The organism is Ruthenibacterium intestinale (assembly GCF_040096265.1).
Lineage (GTDB): Bacteria > Bacillota > Clostridia > Oscillospirales > Ruminococcaceae > Ruthenibacterium > Ruthenibacterium komagatae.
Genome location: NZ_JBBMFA010000100.1, coordinates 26,998 through 40,181, shown reverse-complemented (window position 1 = coordinate 40,181; position 13,184 = coordinate 26,998). Strand labels below are relative to the sequence as shown.

Below are 13,184 nucleotides of genomic sequence, written 5' to 3'. Positions count from 1 at the left end.
ACTTCATTCTACCACAGGGGGCTGTATGAACTCCTTTTTATTTCCCTAAAGTGTTGCACTTGATAGTATAATTCACCAAAACAATAAAACAGAGCAGCGCTTGCGCGCTGCTCTGTTTTTTGTTGACAAAATGCATCACAGCTTTCAAACGCTGTCTTTTTGCGCTTTGATTACATGGGTGGCGCTCCACTGGCCGAGAACTTCTATTTCGGAAAAACCGGCGGCCTGCAAGGCCTGAATCTCATGGGCGACCGTCAGCGGAGTGTCGTAATGATAAAATGCGCTGTCACAAATACCCTGTGCGGCCTTCAACCGAAGCAGTTCCTGCCGGAAGCCGATTTCCTCGCTTTCGGTCTGCGCAAAATAGTCGGTCAGAAGAAAAAAGCCGCCGGGGATCAGTGCCTCAAAAATTTTGGTGTACAGGGGGATTTTTTCTTCCAGCGTGAAATGATGAAGCGACTCCACGGACACAACGGCGTCATAGCAGCAGGCATCGAAGGAAATGTCAAAATAGGAGCCTTGCACAAAAGTCAGGTCCTTATCGGAATATTTTTCAGCCAACGCCTGCAGTAGTTTGTCTGCCAGATCAATGCCTGTGATCCGGGCCGAGGGGTTCAGCTGAAAGTAATACCTCAATTCCAGCCCGGTCCCGCAGCCCAGGTCCAGAACACGAGCGTGCGGGTGCATGGGCAGCTGTTTGGCCGTAAAAGGGTAGAACTCTCTGGCCCCGGCGATGGCATTTAGCTGGTGTTCCTCGTATTCGTCGATTCGACTGTTGAAAAAGTCATTCATTTTTTCGAGCATGCTGTTTGTCACAACCTTTGTTGAAGATGAAAAAGGCGGCGGCCTGACAAATGTCAAACCGCCGCTGAGAAATCTGTGTGCGAAAACCGCCCTGGCTGATGCGGCGGTACGAAACGATTAGGCGTTCCAGGTCATCATCTTTTTGGCTGCTTTGTAGATGTCTCCACAACCCAGCGTGATCACGAGGTCGCCGGGTTCTGCGTTTCGCATTACGTGGTCCACCACTTCGTCAAATGTATTGAACCAGACGCTGCCCGGAATTTTAGCGGCCAGATCCTTGGTGCGCACGGTGTAATCCTCGGCGCGTTCGCGGCTTCCCATGATTTCCGTCATTACCACATGGTCAGCAATGGAAAGGACCCGTGCAAAATCGTCCAGCAGCATTTGCGTGCGCGTGTAGGTAAAGGGTTGGAAAACGGCCCACACATGTTTGTACTGCATCTCACGGGCAGCCAGCAGGGTAGCCTCCAGCTCCGTGGGATGATGCGCGTAGTCATCCGCAATGGTCACGCCGTTGTTTTCACCCAGGAATTCAAAGCGGCGTCCGGCCCCACGGAAAGCGGCAATGCCCGCGGCGCACTGTTCGGGAGTGCAGCCGGCAGCACTGGCGCAGGCGAAGGCGGCAAGCGCGTTGTAAACGTTGTGTTCGCCCGGTACGTTCAATTCAATATGAATTCCTTTGACCCCGTGTACTTCCAGATCAAAGCAGAAGAAAGAGGGGCGGTATTCATGAATGTTGATGGCACGGTAATCCGCCGGCTGACGGGTGCTGATGGTGGTGATATGGCGGTCAATGCTTCCAATCACTTCCACCGTGTTGGCATCGTCAATATTGGCCACGACCGTATTGGTGGTCAGCAGGGCAAATTTGCGGAAAGATGCCTTCAGATTCTCCATGGTTTTGAAAAATTCCAGGTGATCTGCATCCACATTCAGAATGACGGATAAATAAGGCACCAGATGCAAAAAGGTGTTGCTGTACTCACAGGCTTCCACCACAATTTCTTTTCCCGCGCCGTACCGGCCGTAAGCATCGATCAGCGGCAGTTTTCCTCCGATTACAGCAGCCGGGTCGGTGCCGGCCATCACCATGATCTGTGTGGTCATGGCGGTGGTGGTGGTTTTTCCGTGGGTGCCCGCGATGCACAGAGGATGGGGATAAGTATTGGCTACATATCCCAGCATGATGCTGCGCTCTACCGCAGGAATTCCCAGACGCTGTGCTTCTTCCACCTCCGGGTTCCCCTTCATGATGGCGGCGCTGTACACCACCAGTTCTGCACCGTGAACATTCTCCGCCTTGTGTCCCATGGAGATGGGAATGCCCATTTTGCGTTCCCGCTCAATGATATCCCCTTCATTCACGTCAGAGCCGGTGATCTCATAACCGACCTCGTGAAGAATCTGTACCAGCGGAAACATGCCGCTTCCGCCGATTCCAACAAAATGAAGTTTGGTCTTGCCATCCAGCAATGTGCTGTCAAATGCGTTCATCGGTCATTCACCTCTTAACAGATATTATATAATTTTTTTTGCATAAAATAAACAATTAGAGAAAATTTTTGGTATAATGCACTTAGATCAGACAAAACCAGTTAAAGGAGTTGGACGGCATGACTGCGGAGGGACCCGGGCAGAACTATCTTTTGGAGGACGGTGTGCTGCGCTGTACGGCGCCCTCGCCGGATCGTTTCTATCAGGAAGATCCGTCCCGCATTCTGGAACTGTTCACCGCCTGCGCGGCATGGAACTGCACCGTGGAAATTGAAACATACGCGGCCGCATTGAAAAATGTTTCTCTGCTGAACCGCCTGCCGGGTACGGTCTTGCGGGAAAGCGTACAGAGCCTTTTGCTCTCGGACATGCCGCAGGCGCTGGATCCGTTGATCGCGGCCGGGGCATTTGCCTCTTACGGAATTGCAAACAGCATTTCCTGCCTGTGCGATCTGCAGCAGGTGCCCTGCACCATGGAGACGCGCTGGTGGTCCTTTTTGCGTATGTGCAATGCCAATTATCGGTTTGTCTGCGAACGGTTTGGCTTTTCACAGCGCTTTGCAGAAGCACTGGTCGGCCTGGACCGGCTGGCTGCCACCCGGACGCTGCCGGACAGCATCCAGGCGCTGAAATATCTTCTGAGCACGCTGCCGGAAATTGATTATGAGGCGGCGGTTCAAACATTCCTTCTCCATGACGCCCGTTGGGAAGGCCAGCTGGAGCTTTTTGAACAGCTGCGTGAAACGGGTGAGCCTTATCTTGTGCGTCATTTGGCGGTGACCCCGGCGGAGCTGCTGGCGTCCGGCGTACCTGCGGCAAAAATGAACCGGGTCCTGCGCGCCCTTTTGGATGCGGTGATCAAGGCGCCGTCCGTCAACACACAGCCGGCACTGATGATGCTGGCAGGAACACTGAAAGACCAATATCGCTGATTTTTTCGGGAAGGCGGCTGTCCGCCTTCCTTTTTTGCGGCTTGTTTGCAACCGCTTTTTCGACATGTTATAATGAACAAAATCTTTTCTCTGGAGGCATCTGCTTTGAAAACGGCATTGGTGGGCTGCACGGGCTTCGTGGGCGGTAATCTTGCGGCCAGACATTCCTTCGACGGATTGTATCATTCAACGGATGTGGAGTGTGCATTTGGCACTTCGCCGGATCTGCTGGTCTATGCGGGAATGCCGGCTGCAAAGTATTTGGCAAACAAAGACCCCGAGCAGGATTGGCAAGTGGCGGAAAACGCCGTTCGCAATATGGAACGGATCCATCCGCGCAAGCTGGTGCTCATCAGCACAGTGGATGTTTATGCGCAGCCGAATGCCGTGGACGAGGATACGCCGGCTGACTGCAACCAGCAGCAGGCTTACGGCCGCAACCGCGCAAGATTGGAACAGTGTGTGCGTGAGCAGTGGCCGGATGCGCTGATCGTTCGTCTCCCGGGGTTATTTGGGCAGGGACTGAAAAAGAATTTTATCTACGATTTTCTGCACCGGACGCCGGCGATGCTGAAGACGGAAAAATATCACGAGCTTTCCCAAAAAAGCGCACTGGTCCAAAAGGGATATGTTCCTGCGCAAAATGGGTTTTATCGCAAAACCGCACAGGGAGAACTTGCGGATGCGCTGGAAGGCTGGTTTATTCAAAACGATTTTAACGCGCTGTGCTTTACCGACAGCCGTGCTGATTATCAGTTTTATGATTTGAGCTGCTTGTGGAATGACCTTTCCAAAGCGCTTGCAGAGGATCTCACGTTATTGAATCTGAGCACCGAACCGGTTCAGGCTGCGCAGCTGTATGCATTTTTAAGTGCAGGCGAAGCTTTTTGCAACGAATGCGCGCCGACGCCGCCCCGTTATGATATGCGCAGCAGACATGCGGATTTGTGGAATGGGTCGGACGGGTACTGCTATGACCGCGAAACAGTGCTTCGGCAGATTGCGAAGTTTGTTTCGGAAACCCGCTGAGCAAAGATCAAAGGAGAGATTGTTTTGTCCGAAAAACAGAGAATTCATCTGGCTGTGTCCAACATCGGGTTTGAGGCCCGGGATGATGAGACTGTTTGGCGCAGTTTGCGGCAATGGGGATATGAGGGACTGGAAATCGCGCCCACCCGGCTGGTGGGAACGCGGCCTTACACAAAATGTGTGCAGGCCGGCGAAAAAGCGCGGATGCTGCGCGACCAGTATGGCCTGTGCATTCCGTCCATGCAAAGTATATGGTTTGGACAAAGCGGGAATATTTTTGACGGGGAGCAGGCGGAACGACTTACTGCATATACCCGGCGGGCGGTGGATTTTGCCGTGGCGGTGGGGTGTCCCAGCCTTGTATTCGGCAATCCGCGCCAGCGCGTAATGGCAGAAGAGAACCGGCCGGAAGATGTGCTGGATTTTTTTGCACAGATTTCGGCGTATGCCTGCCAGAAAGGCGTGCGGATCGCGCTGGAGGCCAATCCGGCGGTTTACGGAACCAATTTCTGCAATACAACGGCCCAGGCGCTGGATTTTGCGGCTTGCGTGCCGGGTTTGAAAATGAACTATGACCTGGGGACCATGCTGACCAATGGAGAGTCGCTGGACTTGCTGTTTGATCATCTGGCACAGGTGAGCCATATTCACATCAGCGAGCCGGGGCTTGCGCCGGTCCGCGTCCGAGAGGTCCATCGTGAACTGGCGAGCGGACTCCGTGCCGCCGGGTATGCAGGATTTGTCTCAGTAGAGATGAAAACACAGGAATTCTCGGTGGTGGAGCGAGTACTGAAAGAAACGGCGGAGGTATTTGCGTGATACAGGTAGAGGCGCAGCCGGGAGTACCGGCATACCGGAAAGAAGAATTTTCAGGCAGGACTTCGTCGTACTGTGTGCTGATTCCGGTCATCAATGAGGGCGAGCGCATTCAGGCGGAATTGATCCGCGCGCAGAAAGCGGGCGTTCCGGATCTGGCGGATATCATCTTGTGCGACGGCGGTTCCACCGACGGCAGCACGGAATGGGAAAAACTGAAAAAAGCAGGCGTCAATACGCTGCTGGTAAAAACCGGGCCCGGCAAACAGGGAGCACAGCTGCGGATGGGGATTTCCTTTGCGCTTGCACGCGGGTATGAGGGAGTGATCACCGTAGACGGAAACAATAAGGATTCCGTGGAAAGCATTCCTCTTCTGATCCAAAAATTGCGCGATGGATATGATTTTGTGCAGGGAAGCCGCTTTGTGAAAGGCGGCCGGGCGGTCAATACGCCCTGGCAGCGCTGGCTGGCGGTTCGCCTGATCCATGCGCCGGTGATCAGCCTGACTGCCCGGCAGCACTTTACGGATACGACCAACGCTTTTCGGGCTTATTCCCGCCGCTATTTGATTCACCCGGAAGTGCAGCCCCTGCGGGATATCTTTTCAGGTTATGAACTGCTGGCGTATCTTTCCGTGCGCGCTTCACAGCTGGGCTTGAAAGCGTGCGAAGTGCCGGTGGCTCGCGTGTACCCCAAAACCGGTAAAACGCCTACCAAAATCAAGGGAATGCGGGGCAATACGGAACTTTTAAAGATTTTGTTTGCGAATCTTCGGGGCGCTTACGTCCCCGGAAACGAGGAGAAACGGCGGAAATGAAATGTGATAAGGTCATTTTAGGCGCGGGGCTTTACGGTCTGTACGCAGCGGAAAGATGCGGCCGCCGCGGCGAACAGGTGGTCGTGCTGGAACGCGACCCGGCGCCGTTCATGCGTGCCACTTACATCAATCAGGCAAGGGTGCATATGGGGTACCACTACCCGCGCAGTTATTCCACCGCCATCAAGTCCGCGCATTATTTTGAGCGCTTTCATCGGGATTTTTCCTTTTGTGAACATACGGAGTTTCAGCAGATTTATGCCACCAGTGCGCATTTCAGTTGGACAAATGCAGATGAATTTCGACGCTTTTGCCGTGCAGCCGGGATTTTTTGTGAAGAGGTCTCTGCGGAAAAATTCTTTCAGCCCGGTATGTGCGATGGAGCTTTTTTAACCCGTGAGTATACTTATGACGCGCAGATTTTGAAACAGTATTATCTTGAACAGCTTTCTGCGCTGGAAAATGTACAGCTGCGCTTTTCTTCAAAACCGGAGCACATTGAAAAGGGCGGGGACATCTGGCAGGTAACTGCTTCCGACGGCACCGTTTGGGAGACACCGTATCTTTTGAACGCCACCTATGCGGGTGTGAATGATGTGCATACTCTGATGGGCTATGAACCCTTCAAGATCAAGTATGAATTGTGTGAGATCATTTTGTGCGATGTGCAGGCGCCGCTGCAAAACGTGGGCATTACGGTGATGGACGGCCCGTTCTTTTCCATTATGCCCTTTGGAAAAACAGGCCTGCACAGCCTGACCAGTGTGACGTTCACTCCGCATATGACCAGCTACAGTGCTCTGCCGACGTTTGCGTGTCAGGCATCCAGTGAAGGGGCGTGCCGACCTGGCAGTTTGGCCAACTGCAATCAGTGCCCGGAGAGACCGGCTTCGGCCTGGCCCTACATGAGCCAGCTGGCGCGCGCTTATCTGAAGGAAACGTACGGCTTTTCTTACAGGAAGAGCCTGTTCAGCATGAAGCCGATTCTGAAGGCCAGCGAGATCGATGACTCAAGGCCCACCGTTGTGCGCGTGATGGAACAAACGCCTACATTTGTGAGCGTGTTGTCGGGAAAAATCAATACGGTTTATGATTTGGACGAGGTATTGTAAACATGGAGAATACGCAGAGAAAAGAATCCAATTTTGTTTCGGTGGTCGGCTATTTGCATGACAGCAGTGCTTTTGTGCAGAAGTTTCTGGAGAAAGTGACCGGTGTGATGCAACGCCATTTCGATCACTATGAAGTGATTCTGGTGGATGATTGCTGCCGGGATGACAGTGTGGAACAGGTGCGCGCCTTTGTGAGCCGCGCTTCCCAGAATGTTCCGGTGACGATTGTGACCATGAGTGTCTGGCAGGGAATGGAGCTGGGCATGAATGCGGGCGTGGATATTTCCGTAGGGGATTTTGTCTTTGAATTCGATTCTCTGGAGATCGACTATGAACCGGAACTGATTTTTCAGGCTTACCAAAAGGCGCTGACAGGATATGATATCGTCACGGTGGGACCGGTCAAAAACCGCAGCTTTTCAAGCAGTTTGTTTTACCGTGTGTTCAATGCCAGTTCCGGTTCGCGTTATCCGATCCAGACCGATGTGTTCCGGGTGCTGAGCCGGCGCGCGGTCAATCGGGTGCGTGCAGTTTCACCCACTCCGGCTTATCGAAAGGCAGCCTATGCGGCGTGCGGTTTGAAAGCGTATTCCATGCGGGATGAAAGAATTCCCCACACGCGGGACGTCAACGAAGCCCTGCGCTTTTCGCTTGCGGCGGATTCTCTGGTGCTGTATACCAATGCGGGGTATCGACTTTCCTGTGGAATCGCGGGGTTGATGCTGCTGGCGACGCTTTTGGAGTTTGTCTATACGCTGGTGATTTATCTTGGCGGCGGAAAACCCATCGAGGGCTGGACGACCACCATGCTGGTGCTGACGCTGGGCTTTTTCGGTGTGTTCCTCATTCTGGCGGTTGTGCTGCGCTATCTGACGCTGTTGGTGGATCTGGTCTTTAAGCATCAGCGCTATTTGGTAGAGGGAATCGAAAAGATTCAAAAAGAACAGAGCGACGCTTGATTTGATGCGTTTCGACCGAAAAACAGGACTTGTTGCACAGATTCTTCTTTTTCGGTATAATATTTTTATTATGTGCGGCCAGACCGGGGAAGTGAAGGGGTCCGTGTCTGGGGAAGGGGGAAGGCAATGAGCTTTCAATCAGCGCGCTTTTTTGTGTTTCTGATCGTTTGCTTGTTTCTCTATTATGCTGTACCCAAACGGTGGAAAAATCTGTTTTTGCTTTTGGCAAGCTGGTTTTTCTATTCGTGTGCGGGAACCGCTTACTTTGTGTTGCTTGTGGTTGTTTCCGCCATTTCCTATGTTGTCGCGGATGTGATCGGCTGTGCCAAAACAAAAGCAGTTCAGACCACAATGCTGGTTTTAGGGCTGGTTATGCTTTTAGGGAATCTCTGCTTTTTTAAGTATTATGACTGGTTCGGTCGCCAGCTGGCCATTGCTGCGTCCAATTTGGGTTCCGCTTATATCCCGCCGGATTACGGCCTCGCGGTTCCTTTGGGCATCAGCTTTTATACGTTTGTTCTGTCCGGATATTTGATTGATGTTTATCAGAGAAAACGGGAGCCGGAGCGAAACTTTGTGAAGCTGGCGCTGTTCGCAAGCTTTTTTCCGCTGGTGTCTTCCGGCCCGGTGGAGCGCAGCACAGGGCTTCTGCCGCAGTTTGACAGACCGGCACCTTTTCAGTACGATGTCTTTTGCCAGGGCGCATCGCGCATTCTGTGGGGCTTTTTCAAAAAATTTGTGGTCGCGGATACACTGGCAGTTGTCGTGAACCGAGTGTTTTTGGATGTCACAGTTCACACAGGGCCGTATCTGCTGCTGGCAGCGCTGTTTTATTCTTACCAGCTGTATTGCGACTTTTCTGGTTATTCCGACATCGCGATCGGCATGGCGCGCCTGTTTGGGTTTGATGTGATCGAGAACTTCCGCCGGCCGTTTGCTGCTCACAGTTTCAGCGATTTGTGGCGGCGCTGGCATATTAGTTTAACCAGCTGGTTCCGTCAGTATCTTTATTTCCCATTGGGCGGAAGCCGAAAGGGAACGATTCGCACATACCTGAACATTCTGCTGATTTTTCTGGTGAGCGGCATCTGGCACGGCACCGGCTTGAACTTTGCAATCTGGGGCCTCTTGAATGGGGTTTATATGGTCTTGGGAAGAGCAAGCGGGAACCGGCGGGCGGTGCTGGCGCGCCGCAATCCGCTTTATCGCTGGGCATGGCTGAAAGCGCTCTGCCAAATCGGAATCGTCTACCTGCTGTTCACAAGCTGCATTGTGTTTTTCCGCGCAGAAAACCTGACGCAGGCGCTGTGGTTTTACAGCCGCCTTGCAACCGGATGGACGGATTTATTCCATCCGATGGCGGTCCTGAACGGGCTGCGGAACATGGGCGTAGGTTATGCAACGGGGGTTCCTGTGCTGATTGGTGTCCTCATGGTGGAATGGGGAGAGTGGCGCGCAGAAAAAGAAGGATGCAGCATGGGCGCCTGGATCTGCCGGCGGCCGTTTGCACAAAAGATGGCGATTTACTATTTGCTTTTGCTGGCGCTGGCTTTCTGGGGCAAACTGGGCACATCATCCTTTATTTACTTTCAGTTCTAACGGAGGGATGGCATGAAACGTTTTTTAAAAGGAGCGCTGTGCTTTCTTCCGTTTGTGATTCTGATCGTGGGTGTCAATTTTTATGCAGATCCGGCCAATGTGCTTCGCACCGGCTATGAGCGCACGGTGGCGGAGATTTTGGCCGGCGGAGAAAATGCCTCCAATCTGCGTAATATGGATGACCGGTTGTTTATGGAAGAATATGTATCGCTCCGAAAAGACCCCATTGGTACGCTGGTTCTTGGATCCAGTCATTCCATGCAGATCACAAAGGAACTGACGGGGGACGAAAATACATTCTGCGCAGGAATGACAGGCGCGGATTTGCGCGACTGTATTTCAGCTTACCGTTTGTTTCGGGAGAATGGATTTACACCCGAACGGGTGATTTTGGTGGTCGATTGCTGGTTTTTGTGCGAGGAAACGCAGGAGCCGCGGGCAATGACCGATGGTTACGAGGCGTTTTGCAAGGAAAACGGGCTGTTGCCGGTACAGACGGAAGCGGCGCAGTTTTCTTTGAAAAAGCTGACGCAGAAGTGGAGTCAGGCTGTTTCGTTGCCGTATTTTCAATCCAGTTTGGACTATTTAAAAAAAGGCCTTCAGAATGACCGGGACCCTGTGGCGACGGATTCGTTTTATACAGACACGGATATGCGCCGGGCGGATGGAACATATTGTTACAATCAGGAACTGCGGAACGTGCAGGAAGACCAGACGCATGACCGGGCGGTGAACTACATCATTGCAACGCCGGAATTTGCGAAAAACTTTACGACCGTGTCCGCCAATCTGGAGAATCAGCTGATCGCTTTTATCACTTCCATGCAGGAAGACGGTGTGCAGGTCGCGCTGATGCTGCCGCCGTTCCATCCGGAATATTATACCTATATGACACAGACGGAACTTTATACGAAGATTCTGATGGTGGAGCCGGTGGTGCAGCAGATTGCGGAAACCTGCGGTGTGCGTCTGTTCGGCTCTTTTGATCCGTCCAAGTGCGGCCTGAGCGCACTGGATTTTTACGATGGGCTGCATTGCTCCGACCAGGCAATGTATCGCTTTTATCCGGAAAATCTGTTTGATCTCTAGGAGGAAATTTTGGCAACTGTTTTAATCATAGGGGCCGGCGCTGCCGGCCTGTTTTGCGCCGGAGCAGCTGTGCGCGCAGGACATCAGGTCACGGTTCTGGAACATATGCCCCGACCGGGAAGAAAAATTCTGGTCACCGGCAAAGGGCGCTGCAACCTGACCAACGCGTGCGAGCCGGACGAATTTTTGAAGCATGTGCGCCGCAATCCGCGGTTTCTTTATTCCGCGCTGAGCGCATGTCCGCCCTCATTTGTCATGCAGCTTTTTGAGCAGCAGCTGGCTGTTCCGCTGAAAGTGGAGCGGGGCCGCCGGGTGTTTCCGCAAAGCGACCGCGCGCAGGATATTTTGGATGCTCTTTTGCGTTGGGCGGAAGGCGCAACCATTCTTTTCACGGGCGCCAAGTCCTTGTTGCTGGAGGACGGTGTATGCAAAGGTGTGGAACTGGTGAATGGGCAGAAGCTTCGCGCCGACTGGGTCGTGGTGGCCACAGGCGGCGTTTCCTATCCGGTCACAGGCTCTACGGGCGACGGTTATCGGTTGGCAAGGCAGGCGGGGCACACAGTCGTTCCACCGGAGCCGAGCCTGGTTTCTCTGGTGGAAGACGGCAATGTATGCAAACGGATGATGGGACTGCCGCTTCGCAATGTGGAGCTGACGCTGTATGAGGGCAAAAAGGTTCTGTTCCGGGAAATGGGCGAGATGCTGTTCACTCATTTTGGCGTGTCCGGTCCGCTGGTCCTCAGCGCCAGTGCGCACATTCGTGATATGAAGAAATATTCCTATCGCCTTTCGGTGGACTTGAAACCGGCGCTCAGTTTCGAGAAGCTGGAAAAACGCATTGATTCAGATTTTTTGCAGTTTGCCGGGAAAGAGGCAAAAAGCTGTTTGGATAAACTTCTTCCGGCCAGCATGCGCCCTGTTATGCTTGAAAAATGGGGAGTGGAGCCGGATAAGAAGGTGAATCAGATCACCCGTGCAGAACGGCGTGCCCTGTGTGAACTTTTGAAGGCATTCCCCATTGCCCTGAAAGAAAAAGGGGATTTGCAGCATGCGGTAATCACCAGCGGCGGCGTGCAGGTCCGGGAAGTGGACCCCAAAACCATGCAGAGTAAATGCTGTCCGGGCCTTGCGTTTGCAGGCGAGGTGTTGGACGTGGACGCCTACACGGGCGGTTACAATTTAGGCATCGCATTTGCCACGGCATATGCCGCTGCCATGCATATGGAGGAGAGAAGAGAATGATCGCAATTGCAATTGATGGACCGTCCGGTGCGGGAAAATCCACACTGGCACGCCGGCTGGCGGCTTGGTTCGGTTATATTTATGTGGATACAGGAGCCATGTACCGCACAGTAGGACTCTGTGCTGTGAAAAATGGAGTAAACCCGAAAGATGCGGATGGAGTGGCCGCGCTTTTGCCCCGTACGGAGATTCGCCTGGCATACCAGGACGGAACCCAGCATGTGTTTTTGAACGGTGAGGATGTGTCCGGCCAGATCCGGACAGAGCAAATTTCCATGGCTGCCTCTGATGTATCTGCCATTCCTGCGGTGCGCGCCTTTTTGCTGGACACGCAGCGAAGCCTGGCGGAAAAAAACAATGTGCTGATGGATGGGCGCGACATCGGAACGGTGATCCTGCCGCATGCACAAATCAAAATTTTTCTGACGGCTTCTCCTGAAGAACGGGCACGGCGTCGTTATGAAGAACTGCAGGCACGGGGAGAGACCGTCAGCTATGAGACCGTACTGGAAGACGTGCGGCGGCGTGACGATCAGGATTCCAACCGCGCGCTGGCTCCCTTAAAACCCGCTCCGGATGCAGTGCTGGTGGATACGACCGGCTGCAGTTTTGAGGAGTCTTTTGAACGCCTCAAACAGGTGATTCAGGAGCGTCTGTAAGGAGAGAAGGATTATGCTTTACTGTATCATTGTGCCGCTGGCCTGGGTGGTCTGGCACCTGGCTTTTCGTATCAAAGTCATCGGGCGGGAGAATCTGATTCATGACCGGGGTTTTGTGTTGGCGCCCAATCACGTGTCTGCGCTGGATCCGGTATTTGTCGTGCTCGCCCGTTTCTGGGGTCGGCGTATGCTGGTGATGGGAAAAGAAGAGTTGTTTCAGATCAATCCCTTTTTCAGCTGGTTTTTCCGCCACGTGGGCGTTGTTCCGGTCCACAGGGGAAAGGGAGACACCGCTGTGGTGGACCAGGCAATTGAGTGCGTCCGCAAAGGACAGGGATTGCTGATTTTTCCCGAGGGAACCCGTTCCAAAGACGGAAATCTGGGCAAACTGAAATCCGGGGCGTTTGTTGTGGCGGCACAGGCGGGCGTGGATATGATTCCCTGCCGCGTTATTTACAAAGGCGGTAAAATGAAACTGTTTGGCCACTGCACAGTTGTTTTTGGAAAGCCGATTCCCGCTGAAAAGCTGACATTGGGACAGCCGCGCAGCGCTGCACGTCTGCGTGAGTGCAAACAGCTTTTGACAGAGGCGCTGGAACAGCTGCTTGCTGAAAATCAGCAATATTTGTGA

Annotated in this window: 14 protein-coding genes; 12 read left to right on the top strand and 2 right to left on the bottom strand. The window is 53.2% G+C overall.

What is annotated here, in order from left to right; genetic code table 11:
* Nucleotides 1-144 precede the first annotated feature (144 nt).
* On the bottom strand, nt 145-792 hold the full coding sequence (locus WMO24_RS11190) for a class I SAM-dependent methyltransferase (protein ID WP_349216523.1): 648 nt from the start codon (nt 790-792) through the stop codon (nt 145-147).
* 10 nt (nt 793-802) lie between these two features.
* Here WMO24_RS11190 and WMO24_RS11185 point away from each other — a divergent pair, with 10 nt between their 5' ends.
* Nucleotides 803-925 carry a hypothetical protein gene (locus WMO24_RS11185; protein WP_349216522.1) on the top strand — a complete coding sequence of 41 codons (123 nt, stop codon included), beginning with the start codon at nt 803-805 and terminating at the stop codon, nt 923-925.
* On the opposite strand, the gene murC is transcribed toward WMO24_RS11185, so the two are convergent.
* Nucleotides 922-2,298: a UDP-N-acetylmuramate--L-alanine ligase gene (gene murC / locus WMO24_RS11180; RefSeq protein WP_349216521.1), complete on the bottom strand. Its 1,377-nt coding sequence runs from the start codon at nt 2,296-2,298 to the stop codon at nt 922-924. The genes WMO24_RS11185 and murC overlap by 4 nt on opposite strands.
* A 119-nt stretch (nt 2,299-2,417) precedes the next feature.
* On the opposite strand from murC, the gene WMO24_RS11175 reads away from it, so the two are divergent.
* The 11 genes from WMO24_RS11175 (at nt 2,418) to WMO24_RS11125 (ending at nt 13,184) form a co-directional block, all read left to right on the top strand.
* Nucleotides 2,418-3,230, top strand: a complete 813-nt coding sequence (locus WMO24_RS11175) for a tRNA nucleotidyltransferase/poly(A) polymerase family protein (protein ID WP_349216520.1) — start codon at nt 2,418-2,420, stop codon at nt 3,228-3,230.
* 105 nt (nt 3,231-3,335) lie between these two features.
* Nucleotides 3,336-4,259, top strand: a complete 924-nt coding sequence (locus WMO24_RS11170; RefSeq protein WP_349216519.1) for a sugar nucleotide-binding protein — start codon at nt 3,336-3,338, stop codon at nt 4,257-4,259.
* A 24-nt stretch (nt 4,260-4,283) separates the two neighbouring features.
* Nucleotides 4,284-5,078, top strand: a complete 795-nt coding sequence (locus WMO24_RS11165; RefSeq protein ID WP_349216518.1) for a sugar phosphate isomerase/epimerase family protein — start codon at nt 4,284-4,286, stop codon at nt 5,076-5,078.
* The gene (locus WMO24_RS11160) at nt 5,075-5,893 is read left to right on the top strand and encodes a glycosyltransferase family 2 protein (RefSeq protein ID WP_353963951.1); all 819 of its coding nucleotides are present in this window, start codon (nt 5,075-5,077) and stop codon (nt 5,891-5,893) included. Before WMO24_RS11165 ends, WMO24_RS11160 begins: the two co-directional genes overlap by 4 nt.
* Entirely contained in the window at nt 5,890-7,005 is a 1,116-nt protein-coding gene (locus WMO24_RS11155) for an FAD-dependent oxidoreductase (protein ID WP_349216517.1), read from the top strand. Before WMO24_RS11160 ends, WMO24_RS11155 begins: the two co-directional genes overlap by 4 nt.
* A gap of 2 nt (nt 7,006-7,007) precedes the next feature.
* Nucleotides 7,008-7,964 carry a glycosyltransferase gene (locus WMO24_RS11150; protein WP_349216516.1) on the top strand — a complete coding sequence of 319 codons (957 nt, stop codon included), beginning with the start codon at nt 7,008-7,010 and terminating at the stop codon, nt 7,962-7,964.
* 126 nt (nt 7,965-8,090) lie between these two features.
* On the top strand, nt 8,091-9,563 hold the full coding sequence (locus WMO24_RS11145; protein ID WP_349216515.1) for an MBOAT family O-acyltransferase: 1,473 nt from the start codon (nt 8,091-8,093) through the stop codon (nt 9,561-9,563).
* Between the two features lie 12 nt (nt 9,564-9,575).
* A complete protein-coding gene (locus WMO24_RS11140; RefSeq protein WP_349216514.1) occupies nt 9,576-10,652 on the top strand; it encodes a hypothetical protein in 1,077 nt (358 codons plus the stop codon).
* Between the two features lie 9 nt (nt 10,653-10,661).
* Nucleotides 10,662-11,894 carry a BaiN/RdsA family NAD(P)/FAD-dependent oxidoreductase gene (locus WMO24_RS11135; protein WP_349216513.1) on the top strand — a complete coding sequence of 411 codons (1,233 nt, stop codon included), beginning with the start codon at nt 10,662-10,664 and terminating at the stop codon, nt 11,892-11,894.
* Nucleotides 11,891-12,553 (top strand): (d)CMP kinase, encoded by a 663-nt coding sequence (cmk, locus tag WMO24_RS11130; protein ID WP_349216512.1) that lies wholly within the window; start codon nt 11,891-11,893, stop codon nt 12,551-12,553. Before WMO24_RS11135 ends, cmk begins: the two co-directional genes overlap by 4 nt.
* A 13-nt stretch (nt 12,554-12,566) precedes the next feature.
* On the top strand, nt 12,567-13,184 hold the full coding sequence (locus tag WMO24_RS11125) for a lysophospholipid acyltransferase family protein (protein WP_349216511.1): 618 nt from the start codon (nt 12,567-12,569) through the stop codon (nt 13,182-13,184).

Coding starts and splice junctions, on each gene's coding strand:
- WMO24_RS11145 (WP_349216515.1), top strand. CDS start 8,091: ATGAGCTTTCAATCAGCGCGCTTTTTTGTGTTTCTGATCGTTTGCTTG.
- WMO24_RS11175 (WP_349216520.1), top strand. CDS start 2,418: ATGACTGCGGAGGGACCCGGGCAGAACTATCTTTTGGAGGACGGTGTG.
- WMO24_RS11185 (WP_349216522.1), top strand. CDS start 803: ATGCTGTTTGTCACAACCTTTGTTGAAGATGAAAAAGGCGGCGGCCTG.
- cmk (WP_349216512.1), top strand. CDS start 11,891: ATGATCGCAATTGCAATTGATGGACCGTCCGGTGCGGGAAAATCCACA.
- WMO24_RS11155 (WP_349216517.1), top strand. CDS start 5,890: ATGAAATGTGATAAGGTCATTTTAGGCGCGGGGCTTTACGGTCTGTAC.
- murC (WP_349216521.1), bottom strand. CDS start 2,298: ATGAACGCATTTGACAGCACATTGCTGGATGGCAAGACCAAACTTCAT.
- WMO24_RS11150 (WP_349216516.1), top strand. CDS start 7,008: ATGGAGAATACGCAGAGAAAAGAATCCAATTTTGTTTCGGTGGTCGGC.
- WMO24_RS11140 (WP_349216514.1), top strand. CDS start 9,576: ATGAAACGTTTTTTAAAAGGAGCGCTGTGCTTTCTTCCGTTTGTGATT.
- WMO24_RS11125 (WP_349216511.1), top strand. CDS start 12,567: ATGCTTTACTGTATCATTGTGCCGCTGGCCTGGGTGGTCTGGCACCTG.
- WMO24_RS11190 (WP_349216523.1), bottom strand. CDS start 792: ATGAATGACTTTTTCAACAGTCGAATCGACGAATACGAGGAACACCAG.